General features: G+C 67.5%; 9 protein-coding genes. 3 read left to right on the forward strand and 6 right to left on the reverse strand.

Annotated elements, in window-relative coordinates:
* Window positions 1-73 precede the first annotated feature (73 nt).
* A complete protein-coding gene (locus QX070_RS01905) occupies window positions 74-949 on the reverse strand; it encodes a dihydrodipicolinate synthase family protein (protein WP_315734320.1) in 876 nt (291 codons plus the stop codon).
* A 482-nt stretch (window positions 950-1,431) separates the two neighbouring features.
* Here QX070_RS01905 and QX070_RS01910 point away from each other — a divergent pair, with 482 nt between their 5' ends.
* Both QX070_RS01910 and QX070_RS01915 read left to right on the forward strand, forming a co-directional pair.
* Window positions 1,432-2,508, forward strand: coding sequence for a J domain-containing protein (locus QX070_RS01910; RefSeq protein WP_315734322.1), 1,077 nt, complete (start codon window positions 1,432-1,434; stop codon window positions 2,506-2,508).
* 101 nt (window positions 2,509-2,609) lie between these two features.
* Window positions 2,610-3,746 carry a GGDEF domain-containing protein gene (locus QX070_RS01915; RefSeq protein WP_315734324.1) on the forward strand — a complete coding sequence of 379 codons (1,137 nt, stop codon included), beginning with the start codon at window positions 2,610-2,612 and terminating at the stop codon, window positions 3,744-3,746.
* A gap of 16 nt (window positions 3,747-3,762) precedes the next feature.
* Here the strand turns inward: QX070_RS01915 and QX070_RS01920 are convergent, their stop codons facing one another.
* Together QX070_RS01920 and QX070_RS01925 are read right to left on the reverse strand one after the other, a co-directional pair.
* A complete protein-coding gene (locus QX070_RS01920) occupies window positions 3,763-4,692 on the reverse strand; it encodes a GTP-binding protein (protein WP_315734326.1) in 930 nt (309 codons plus the stop codon).
* A complete protein-coding gene (locus QX070_RS01925; RefSeq protein ID WP_315734328.1) occupies window positions 4,689-6,182 on the reverse strand; it encodes an amidohydrolase family protein in 1,494 nt (497 codons plus the stop codon). Before QX070_RS01925 ends, QX070_RS01920 begins: the two co-directional genes overlap by 4 nt.
* 215 nt (window positions 6,183-6,397) lie before the next feature.
* On the opposite strand from QX070_RS01925, the gene ggt reads away from it, so the two are divergent.
* The gene (gene ggt, locus QX070_RS01930) at window positions 6,398-8,071 is read left to right on the forward strand and encodes a gamma-glutamyltransferase (protein WP_315734330.1); all 1,674 of its coding nucleotides are present in this window, start codon (window positions 6,398-6,400) and stop codon (window positions 8,069-8,071) included.
* 3 nt (window positions 8,072-8,074) lie between these two features.
* On the opposite strand, the gene QX070_RS01935 is transcribed toward ggt, so the two are convergent.
* The 3 genes from QX070_RS01935 to QX070_RS01945 all read right to left on the reverse strand — a co-directional run bounded on the left by QX070_RS01935 (window position 8,075) and on the right by QX070_RS01945 (window position 12,274).
* Window positions 8,075-9,625, reverse strand: coding sequence for a GMC family oxidoreductase (locus QX070_RS01935; RefSeq protein ID WP_315734333.1), 1,551 nt, complete (start codon window positions 9,623-9,625; stop codon window positions 8,075-8,077).
* Window positions 9,626-9,710: 85 nt separating this feature from the next.
* Window positions 9,711-11,045: an acyclic terpene utilization AtuA family protein gene (locus tag QX070_RS01940; RefSeq protein ID WP_315734336.1), complete on the reverse strand. Its 1,335-nt coding sequence runs from the start codon at window positions 11,043-11,045 to the stop codon at window positions 9,711-9,713.
* A 104-nt stretch (window positions 11,046-11,149) separates the two neighbouring features.
* Entirely contained in the window at window positions 11,150-12,274 is a 1,125-nt protein-coding gene (locus QX070_RS01945) for a GGDEF domain-containing protein (RefSeq protein ID WP_315734338.1), read from the reverse strand.
* Window position 12,275 lies beyond the last annotated feature (1 nt).

Consider the following 12,275-nt stretch of genomic DNA (forward strand, 5'->3'; position numbering starts at 1 on the left):
ATCCACGACTTCGTTTCCGCTCGGCATGGATGGCCGGGTCGGCACGGCCATGACGGCAGTAAGGATCTTGGCATTACCCCAGGCTGCTGAGGACCTCTTCGACGACCTTGCGCTGCTCGAGCGTGAGCGGGGCCTGGGGCGGCACGGGATCGCCGACGTCGTAGCCCTGGATCGACAGGCCGGCCTTGATGCAGGCCGCGAGGTTGAAGCGGGCGAAGGCCTCGTTGACGCGCCACAGCTTCTTCTGCAGCAGCATCGCATCGTCCCAGCGGGACGCCTTGCAGAGATTGTAGAGTTCGACGCTCTGGCGCGGGATGATGCAGGCCGGCCCGGCCATCCAGCCCTTGCCGCCGATCAGCATCACCGCCGCCGGAATGTGCGAGGACGCAGCGAACACCTTGATGGCGTCGCCGCAGCGAGTGATGATCGACAACAGCCGGCCGGTGTTGGTGGACGCGTCCTTGATGTAGTTGATGCGCGGATGCTCGGCGAGGCGCGCGATGACATCGAGCGACAGGTCCGAGCGCTGGAACTGGGGATTGGTGTAGATGACGATGGGAACGTCGACCGCATCGGCAATCGCCCGGAAATACGCCTCGATGCCGGCGTCGTTGACCGGGAAGTAGGCTTCGAGCACCGCCAGGATGCCGGTTGCGCCGCGCTTCTGGTAAGCCTTGGCCTGCGCCACCGCGTCAGCGATCGCGGTCGAGGCCACGCCTGCGATCACGGGAACGCGGCCCTGCGCCGCATCGATGGTCGTCTCCACGACGGCCATGCGCTGGGCACGATCGAGATAGGCGAACTCACCGGTGGAGCCGAGCGGCGTCAGGCCGTGCACACCGGCATGGATCAGGTCGTCGCACAGACGCCCCAGCACCTCCGTACGGATCGTGCCATCCGCGCCGATCGGCGAGGCCAGGTAGGGAAAGACACCATGAAATTCAGTCATGCGGCCGGTATAGCGGCCGCGCCGCTGGTTCCGCAAGCAGGCGCCTGATCGCGGGCGGCTTCCGCTGCACGGAGCGTTTCCAAAAACGGCGTCCGCCCTGACGGAACCTGGCTCGCGCGGGCGGGTGAGCGGCGGTGCCACACTGCTGCGGCAATCGCATGTTGTCGCAAATAACTGACCTGCCAATCAGCTCCCGTTAAATCCGGCTTCAAACTTTCTCTTCACCATAGAGGAAGGTCCGGCGGCGGAGGCGACTAGAGAGCAGCGATTCAATCTGAGATTGCGCGCACCATGACGAGGAAGGACGAGCGCGATGGCTCAAACACGGCAAAAATGGCTACGAACTTCGCCATTTTCAGTCATTTTTCCGCCGGATTGACCAACCATCATGCCAAGCGGAAACAGTTAGTACGAGTGCTCCAGCGTAAATTCGCCGTAGGAATTTCGATCGGAGACGAGGGAAGCCTGCAGCGAGAACGACGATGAAGACGCTTTACGATTTACTCGGAGCTCTTCCGGACGATGACGCTGACGATATCCGGGTGGCCTTCCGCAAAGCGGTCAAAGAGAGCCACCCCGACGTCAATCCCGGCGATCCGGACGCCGCGCTGCGGTTTCGACAGATCATCCGCGCCAACGACATTCTTGGCGACAAGGAGCAGCGCACGGCCTATGACCGGCTGCTCGGCGCCGCGCAGGACGAGCATCGGCAGGATTCCAAGCTCGCCGTCGTCGCCAAGGTGCACAAAGTCGCGTCCGGCGTGATGGCGCTGGCCGGCGCGTCCGCCTTGGCGCTGACGGGCTACCTCCTATTCACCCACATGTCCTCGGCATCCGTCGCGCCGCTCGAGCCGATCGTGGTTGCGACCAACAAGGTAAAGCCGAACCAGGTTCCCGCCAGGCCGATCGATAGCCTCACTGACGCGGCGACGGCCAGCGACGCGGCCGCGAATCCCGGCAGCGACCCGGCTGCCGGCACGACGGTCGGCAACGGCAATGCGTCGAGCAGCAATGCCTCCGCTCCCGCCGAGCCGCTGCCGTTGCGGGTCAGCAAGGTGGACGTGGTCTATTCGGCCGAGCAGGAGCGTGCGCCCTGCGCGGCGGGCGCGACCGCGCCATGCACGGCAGATGCAATGCTCGCCGGCGGCACGGCGTCGAGCGAGGCCCAGGCCCGTCACGATCGCGGCATGGCCGCGTTCCAGAAGGGCGATTTCGCGGCGGCGCTGGCCGATCTCGACGCCGCGATCCAGCTCGACCCCCGTTACCACGAGGCCTATATCGACCGCGGCATCGTGTTCTATCGCATGCGCAAGTTCGACCGCGCCTTTGCCGACGTCGCGGCCGCAAAGCGCATCGAGAAGACCAACCGCGCCGTGCTCGACGCGATGGCGAAGCGTCAGCCGCTGCGGCCGCTGAAGCTCGAGCCGCCCAAATCCGACATCAAGGCGGAAACGCCGAAGGCCGAGGCGCCGAAAGTGGCGGCGGCGGCGCCGATGCCCTCGCGAATGTCGACGGCGACGCCGATCTATCCGACCACCGATCCCAGCCGCGCGCCTTGAGCGATTGACGGATTGACGAAGATTTAAGGTAACTTCGAACCTTCGTCGCGCGAATCGTTCAAGCCCATCAACTGTTAGGAAAGGTGTCGCATGGTGTCCCCATGGGACACGGGCTGCTTTCCAGATTCATCCATCCGAACCCGGCGATCCGGCGCGAGCTCGTCGATCTCCTGTACACCTCTCTGCCGCAGGTCATGTCGATCAATGCGGCCGCCATCACCGGCTCTGTCACGCTTGCGGTCCTGCACGACGATCCCGGCTACATTGCGATCTCGTTCGCGATCATCGTCAACGCCATCGGTCGCGTCGTCAGCCTGCTGCGCTACAAGCAATATGCGGGGCGCCTGTCCGATCGCGACGTGATCCTCTGGGAGAAGGTCTACGCCGCGGGCGCCGCCGCCTTCGGCCTTGCGCTTGGGGCCCTCACCTTTCGCGCGTTCCAGCTCAACGATGCTCCGGGCGCATGGATCGCCTTCGGCCTGTCGATGTCCTATTGCGTCGGCATGGTGTCCCGCGCGGCGATCCGCCCGTGGGTCGTGCTGACGACCACCGCCGTGCTGCTCGCCCCGACGCTGATCGCCGGATTGATGCGCCCCGAGCTGCCCTATCAGCTCGGCGCCGTTCTGCTGGTGCTGTTCTGGTTTTCGATCCGCGAGGCATCGCGTCATCTCAGCACCGCTTTCATCGAACGGCTCGAGGCCAAGCACGCACTGGCCCGCCAGGCCAACCATGATTTCCTGACCGGCCTGCCGAACCGCGCCGCCTTCCTGGCCGCGCTTGAACGCGCGGTCGGGACCATCGCGATCATTGCCATCGACCTCGACGGTTTCAAACCTGTCAACGACCGCCACGGGCACCACGCGGGCGACGAGCTGTTGCGGCAAGTCGCGACCCGGCTGTCGAGCTGTGTCGGCCCGGGCGGCCTCGCCGCGCGCTTCGGCGGTGACGAGTTCATGCTGCTGAGGCCGGTCGCGCGCGGCGCGAACGGACGCGACGAGGCGCTGGGGCTCGCGCGCGAGGCGGTCCGCTCGCTATCGATGCCGTTCCTGCTGTCCGACATCCCCGTGGTGATCGGCGCCAGCGCCGGCCTGCTGGTGAACGACCGGCCGCTCACGGACGAGGCCATGGACGAGGTGCTGCGCGAGGTCGACAGCGCGCTCTACGCCGCCAAGCGCGCCGGGGGCGGCTGCTGCACCTGGGCCGAAGCCGCCGACGGCGCATTGCGGCAGGCGAGCTGACGCGCGCCCTTCGATCTCAAACGACGACCATCTCGCGCAGCAGTGCGTCGATCTCGGCGGCGTCGAGCTCACCTTCGCGTCCGATCAGCACGAGCTGGGCCGTGAGGCCGTCCGCGGGCGGCACCGGCGATGGCGCCAACGTGCCGCGCGTCGCCACCGACTGAAACAGGATCGGCTGTCCCGGATGGTCGGTGAACAGCAGGATGCCCTTGATGCGCAGCGTGCGCGGCGCGAGCTTTCCGATCACCTGCTGAAAGCGGGCCAGCGACAGCGGGGCCTGGGAGGTCCAAGTCAGGGTTGCGAAAGGTTGCGACATCGTCGGCACCTGCTTGGGCAGCTCTCGCGGCGCTCGAATGTCGCGGCTGAACAGCAGGTCCGGCGCGACGATGCCATGGGCGATCTCGAAGATCGCCGATTGCGGCTTGGTGCGGCCCACGACGGCGCGGACCTCGTCGAGGGCGGCGCGGTCGAGCAGGTCGGCCTTGCTCAGCAGCACGAAATCGGCGGCGCGCAGCTGCGAGCGCCACAGCGCGTCGTGCTCGATCTCAGGATCGTCGCGCAGCCGCTGCGGATCGACCAGCGTGACGACGGTCTCCAGCGGCGCGACCTTGAAGATCACGGGATCCATCAGGTTGCGAATGATCTCGGCCGGATCGGAAATGCCCGAGGTCTCGATCGCAATCGCATCCGGGGCCGGATCGCGCTTGATGACCGACGACAGCGTGCGCAGCAGGTCGCCCTGCAGCGAGCAGCAGATGCAGCCGTTCTTCAGGCTGATCACCTCCTCCGTCACAGTGCCGAGCAGTTGGGCGTCGATGTCGACCGTGCCGAAGTCGTTGACGATGGCGGCGATGCGCCGCCCGTCCGGGTTGGCGAGCAGATGATTGAGCAGGGTCGTCTTGCCGGCGCCGAGCGATCCGGCAACCAGCAGGACCGGGACGATCATGACAGGACCGGACGGCGCACCGCCTGTCCCGGCCTGACATCGCGAACAAGATCACCATTTGCGATGACGGCGCGGCCATTGACGAGCAGATGCCGCACGCCCTCGGACGGCCGGTTCATGTTGAGGAAGTCGGCGCGGTCGCGCAGGCTGGCGAGATCGAGCACCGCGATGTCGGCGTCGCAGCCGGCCTGCAGCCGTCCCTTCTTTCGCATCGCGGGCGTCGATGGTTCCAGAATCCGGGCCGGGATCAGCGTGCACTTGGCGAGGCCCTCCATCAGCGGCACCGCCTTGCGGTCCAGCACCCATTCGCGCAGGAATTTGGTAAACGTCGCCGATGAGCGCGGATGCGACACTGCGTCGTCCGGCAACGGCCAGGCGTCGCCGGTGTAGTCCGTGCCGTTGGACAGGATCCACGGCATCGCGTCCGACGCGATGGCGCCCCCTGGAAACAGCACGGAGACGTCGAGCAGGTCGCGGTGGCGCTGGTTGACGGCGACATCGAGGAAATGGATCAGCACCAATGCGCCGGGATCTTCCTGCTGCCGCGCGAGCAATTCGTCGCGGCTGCCGAGACGATGACGCTCGGCGACCATCTCGATCGCGTCATAGCCGGTGCCCATGCGCTGGCAGAACGCCGGATCGGCGAAGAAGCCGGCGCCGACCACCGTCGAGCCGGTCCCGTAGGGATAGGCTTCAGTCGTGACTTTGAGGCCCTGCGCCTGCGCGGTCTGCACCAGCTCGGCGCAGCGCTCGACATCCTGCAGGCTGGTGCTGTTGAAATGGCAGATGTGCATGTGGGCACCGGTCGAGCCGGCAAGCCCGATCAGCCGCGTATAGGCGTCGACCGAGCTGCGCGGATCGACATTCGACATGTAGGCAATGTGCGTATAGGTCGGCACGTTCTGCTTGGCAGCCAGGCTGCACAGCTCCGACAGCTCCTTCATGCCGGTGCCGGGCGCATACGCATTCGGGAAGGCGATGCCAAGGCCGCCCTGCTCCAGCCCCTGCCGGGTGCGCTCGACGATCTCCGCGGTCTCGGCCGCAGTCGCGACCTCCTCGACCCAGCGCTTGTCGCGCATCGCCTCGCCCATGCCGGCGATGCTGGATGCGGTCTGCTGCGTCGTCATCGTCGCGATGCGCGCGAACACCCAGCCGGAAGCGGCGCCATAGTTGAGAAGGCGGCCGATCGCCGCCTGCTCGTCATACCATCGTGCCACCGGCATGACGCCGATCTCGAGCTCGAGCGTCGTGGTGACGCCGTCGAACGCCTGCATGCGGTCCGCCGGCAGCGACTGGCCGTGCGCGTGCAGATCGATGAAGCCGGGCACGACGGCAAGGCCGGCCGCATCGATGACCTGATCCGCCGCTCCGGTGACGTCGCCCACGGCGGCGATCGCGCCATCCTTGATCGCGACGTCGGCGGTGACGTCGAGTTGCGTTTCGGGGTCGAGCACGCGGCCGCCGCGAATGATCAGATCGTAGTGAGGCATGAATCAGCTGGGCTCGCAAAGTGGAACTGCGCGCAGGCCTAACACAGATGCGCGGCGATGAGAACGCGGCGGGAGAGATCGATGCTCTCCGAGCCATGCGTGACGCACTTATCAGTTCGTCGAACTGGGGCGCCGCTCTTCCCCTTGCGCAAGGGATCGGTCAGGATTGCGAAAAACGACCTCTCGGCATCCGCCGTTCGACAGAGGAGACCCGAATGGCTTCGCCCACACGGCGCATCGCCGACTTCACCTGCGAGAAGCAGCCGGCGACGGGCTCGCGCGGGATGGTCGTCACCAACCATCCGCTCGCCTCCAGCGCCGGCGCCGAGATGCTGATACGCGACGGCAATGCGATCGATGCCGCGGTCGCTTCCCTGTTTGCGCTCACCGTGGTCGAGCCGATGATGGTCGGAATTCTCGGTGGCGGCCTGTCGCACATCCGCCTCGCCGACGGCCGCCACGTCGTGCTCGACGGCCTGAGCACCGCGCCGTCGCGCGCTGACCCCGGCATGTATGATCCGGTCTCCGACGAGATCGCGCTGGCGCGCGAGACCCGCGGCCGCCGCAATGTCATCGGCGCGCTGGCGGTCGCCGTGCCCGGCGCGCTGAAGGGATGGTGCGAGGCGCTGGAACGCTACGGCCGGCTGCCGCTGGCCGAGGTCATGGCACCGGCAATCCGGCTCGCCGAGCATGGCTTCATCGCGAGCCCCTATCTCAACGACTGCGTGCGACTGGTCGCGAGCGATCTCGCGCGCGATCCGCGTCTCGCCGCGCTGTTCCTGCCCGGCGGCGCGCCGGTGAAGGCCGGCACGCGCGTCATCCAGAGCGACTACGCGGCATCGCTGCATCTGATCGCGGACCAGGGACCCGGGGCGCTCTACGGCGGAGCGCTCGGTGCCGCGCTGGCCAGCTACATGGCGGAGAACGGCGGCTTGATCGATGCAGCGGATCTCGCCGCGTACCGCGTGATCGAGCGCGCGCCGATCCGCGGCTTCTATCGCGGCCATGAGATCATCGGCCCGCCGCCGCCGTCTTCCAGCGGCGTGCATATCGTGCAGATGCTGAACATCCTCGAAGGCTTCGACGTCGGCGGGCTCGGCTTCGGTTCGGCCGATGGCGTGCATCTGCTCGCCGAAGCGCTGAAGATCGCCTTCGCCGACCGCGCGGTCGCCACCGCCGATCCCGCTTTCGTCGACGTGCCGGTCGAGCGGCTGACGTCGAAGGTCTATGCCGCGGAGCGGCGGGCGCAGATCGACATGAGCCGGGCCCGAAGTTTCGGCCCGGGCCTTGCGCCGACGGAGTCCGCCAACACCACCCATGTCACGGTCGCCGATGCCGAGGGCAACGTCGTCGCGGCGACCCAGACCATCAACGGCCTGTTCGGCGCCTGCGTGCAGATCCCGGGCACCGGCATGACCGCCAACAACTACATGTACAATTTCGATCCGCATCCGGGCCGCGCGCTGTCGATCCAGCCGGGCAAGCGCGTCTTCACCTCGATGGCGCCGATGATGGCGCTGCGCGACGGCCGCTTGCGCTATGCGCTCGGCCTGCCCGGCGGCTTGCGCATCTTTCCCTCGGCCTTCCAGGCGCTGGTCAACCTGATCGACCACGGCATGTCGCTGCAGGAGGCGGTGGAGGCGCCGCGGCTCTGGACGCAGGGCGGCGTGCTCGAGCTCGAGCCGGCGTTTCCCGACCATGTGGCGCGGGAGCTCGCCGCACGCGGCCACGAGATCAGGCGCGAGCCGGTCGTGGCCGGCGGCATGAATGCGATTGCGTTCGGCGACGACGGCACGCTGACGGGGGCCGCGTGCTGGCGCGCCGACGGCACCCCGATCGCGATCTCCGGCGGGCGCGCCCGCGCCGGGCTTCGCTTCGCGATCGCGTAGCGCCTATCGGCTCGTTCGCATCATCCGCGCGATCGCCTCGCCGATCACCACCGTCGTCAAGTGGGTGTTGGCGCGACAGTCGGACGGCATGATCGAGGCGTCGGCGACGCGAAGCCCCGCGATCCCCTTCGCGGTGCCATCCGGATTGACCACGCCATCGTCATCGTTGAAGCCGCTCATGCGGCAGCTCCCCGCGGCGTGCTGGATGTCGCCGGTGACCTGGCGCAGCAGCGCGTCGAGCTCGGCATCGGGCAGCGCCGCCGCCTGCGGCAGCGTGAGCTCCGTATCGCCGAGGCGAATCCAGTCGGCGATGTCGCGCAGCGCCGGCTGCACCGTGATCAGCGCCAGCCGCTTCACCGCGTCACGCATCCGCGCGATGTCGCGCGGATCAGCCAGCATGTTCTCCTCGACGATCGGATCCACGCTCGGATCGGTCGAGACGAGCTTGAGCGTGCCCCGTGACAAGGCGTTGAACAGGCCGGCGCCGATCGCGCCGGGGATCCCGATGCCGCGGTGATTGAACGCGATCAGGATCATGTCGCGCTTGCCGCCGTCGGCGAGGCCCGATGAGTAGGTGACGCAGCAATTGGTGTGGCGCGTGTCGCGGTCGGTCGGACGCAGCGCCTCGCGCAACTGAATGGTGGTGCGGAACAGCGGGTGATCGAAGAAGTGCCGGCCGACGGGAAGATCGCGCACGACGGTAAGCCCCATGGCCTGCAGATCCGCCGCGGGGCCGATCCCCGAGCGCAGCAGGATCGCGGGGCTATGGATGGCGCCGGCGCACAGCACGACCTCGCGCGCCGCGACGTCTTTCACGCCTTCACCTTCGATGTGGATGCGCACGCCGGTCGCCCTGCCGTCGCTGATCAGGAGCCGATCGACCAGCGCCCGGCCGCGAATCTCGAGGTTCGAACGGCCGCGGGCCGGCTCGAGATAACCCTCATTGGTGGAAATACGGCGGCCGTTGCGGCTGTTGATCGGATAGCAGGCGACGCCTTCGCCGTCGGGCCCGTTGAGATCGTCGCACCAGGGATAGCCGCTCGCCAGCGCAGCATCGCGCAAGCCGCGGTCGATCGGGCCCCACTTGTCAGGCGGTGCGCGGTAGACCGGAAGCGGGCCGCCGCGACCGTGCCCCTCGCGATCGCCGAATGCGAGATCGTCCTCGATCACCGCGAACAGCGGCATGATGTCCTTGGCCGACCATCCCGTGCAGCCATTGGCCGCCCATTCGTCGAACGCATCGGCCACACCGCGGATCGCGATCTGGCCGTTCATCATCGAGCTGCCGCCCAGCCCTTTGCCACGCCAGTAGAAGCGCATGTCCTGCCCGGCGACGCGGCGGGACATCAGCTGCGGCCACTGCCATTTCTCCTGGAAGGCGCGATCATGGATGATCGGAATCGGATTGGGCGTCACGATCTCCCACGGCGCGTCGTCCGCGCGCCAGTCGGCGCCGGCTTCCAGCAGCAGGACCCGCGTCTGGGAGTCTTCCGACAGGCGCGCAGCGACGGCCGCTCCCGCGGAGCCGCCGCCGACGACAATGACGTCATACATGGACTGAATTCTCGCTGTTCTCAGGCATCGCAACCATGACCACCAGCTTGCGCTGCCGGGAGCGATCCGTGAAGCCCTCGAAAGCTCAAGCCACCAGCATGCCGACGCAGAGCTGCGGCACGTCCTCGGGAACGAGACAGGAAACGACGGCGATCACCTCGCGCGCCGATTTCCAGGCGCCGCCGCCGCCGGCCGGGCCATTGGTGTAGAGCGTCTCGACCTCGTTGCCGATGCGGACCGCCTCCGCCATCGTCTCGGTCCGCCCGGCGACGCGAACGCGCACCTCGTAGGGCTCGGCGACTTGTCCGCGATCGTCGCCATGCAGCGCATTCATCCCGATCAGGTCGCAGCGCAGCTCGCTCGTCGCCACGCCGATGAGTGCGAGGCGCTCACGGACGATATCGAGCGCGAGGCGGCCACGCGCGACTGCGCCAGGGCCGGCATAGGAGATCTGCCCCTCGCCGACATAGCTATCGAGATAGCCCACCGAGGTCTTCAACAGTCCCGTCTTCGGCCGGCCGCGGCCGCCGACCACCCTGACCCGGTCCGGACCAAGCTCCTCGACGGTCACCTGCGAGAAATCCGCCACGACGTCGGGTTGGAAATATTGCTGGGGATCATGGATCTCGTACAGCAGCTGCTCCTTCACGGTCGCCGGCGTGACGCAGCCGCCGGAGCCCGCGACCTTGGTCACGATCAATTCGCCATCCTCGCGCACCTCGCCGATCGGGAATCCGAGCCGGGCGAGATCGGGAACGTCCTTGAGTCCGGGATCAGCAAAATAGCCGCCGGTGATCTGGCCGGCACATTCGAGCAGATGACCGACGACGGTGCCCTGCCCGAGCCGGTCCCAATCATCCAGGGCCCAGCCGAACTCGTGGATCAGAGGTCCGAGAAAGAGCGCCGGGTCGGCGGCGCGCCCGGTGATCACGACATCCGCGCCGGCCGCGAGCGCCTCCGCGATCGCGCCCGCCCCGACATAGGCGTTGGCCGAGACGACCCGATTGCCGAGGGCCCGGATCGTGTCGCCGGTGTCGAGCACGACATCCGCTGTCTTCAACGGCTCCAGAACATCGTCGCCGGTCACGGCCGCGATCTTCAGCCCCGTCAGTCCAAGCCGGCGCGCGATGGTGCGGGTGGCTTCGGCCGCGGCGATTGGATTTGCCGCGCCCATGTTGGTGACGATACGGACGTTGTTGGCGCGGCAGATCGGCAGCACGGCCTGCATGCGCGCCGCCAGCAGCGGATCATAGCCGGCAGCCGGATCCTTCATGCGCACCTGCTGCGCCAGCGCGATCGTGCGCTCCGCCAGGCACTCGAACACGAGATAGTCCAGGCCGCCCTTCGCCGCGAGCTCCACGGCCGGCTCGATCCGGTCACCGGAATAGCCCGCTCCGGCGCCGATCCTGATGCTCCGCATCGGCCGCTCCTCCTGACATCATGCCGTTCGTCGGCTTCTGCCGATCACACTAGCGGCCGCGGTCCGAGCTTGCCAGCGTCCGCATGGAACGGTCAGGCATGCTGCTAGTCCGCGAGCGCCAGCGTCGGCGCCTCGCTGCTTGCCGTGCATGTGACGGCAACGGCGATGTGCTCGTCAGCCCAGCACCATCGCTGGCCGCCGGCGCGCTTGGCCGCATAGAGCGCGCGATCGGCCTGGTCGAGCAGAGACTCCGTGTCGGCCTGCCGATCATCGGTAACCAGAATGCCGGCGCTGGCACTGATCTGAACGCGCATTCCGGTCAAGACAAACGGTTGCGACAGTGCCGTCACCGCGGCTTGCGCCAGCACGAGCGCGGCGTCGCGTCCCACCGCAGGCAGCAGCAGCACGAATTCGTCACCGCCGAACCGCGCCGCAAGGCCGGCGTCCCCGAGACAGTCCTGCAGGCGTGCGCCGACCTGACGCAGCAGCTCGTCACCGGCCTGATGGCCGAACTGGTCGTTGACGAGCTTGAAACCGTCGAGATCGACCGCGATGATGGCGACGGGGCGATCGCAACGGCCGAGTGCGGCGATGAACGCGGCGCGGTTCGGCAGGCCGGTGAGGAAATCGCACAGCGCCTGCCGCGCCAAGGCCTGCTGCGCCGTGATCCGCTCGGTGAAGGCAGCCGTGAGTCGATAGGACGTTCCGCGCAGTGTGATCCAGAACAGCACCACCATGCCGGCGCCCATCCGGTACACCGGCTCGGGCTGCATCAGGCAGGCCACCACGGTCGGAATCAGCAGCACCGCCGAGGAGGTCATGACGATCCATGGGCTGACACGCGACACGATGCCGACGCAGAAGGCCATCGACAGGCCGAAGCACATCCAAATGCCGGGCCCGTCGCCGATCTGAAACGCGCGTGCCGACAACGCACCGACGGCCAGACCGAAGGCGGCAGCGCCGAGGCCGTAGAGGCGTTCCCAGCGAATGATGCCATCGTGATCGAGCCGATCGAAGCGCGCCGCGAACATCCGCAGCTTGATCACACGAAGGGCACCGATCACCAGCAGCACCACCGTGATCGCGGCGTAGCCCGGATCGCGCGCAACCCAGGCCATCACGCTGCCGATCACGACGGCGGCGGCCGAGATCGTCCCGACCAACGGCATCGAGCTGTACAGCAGATGCGCGAGATCGCGACGAATGTCCGGGTCCAATCGATGCATC

It is taken from the genome of Bradyrhizobium sp. SZCCHNR1093 (genome assembly GCF_032381175.1).
GTDB lineage: Bacteria > Pseudomonadota > Alphaproteobacteria > Rhizobiales > Xanthobacteraceae > Bradyrhizobium.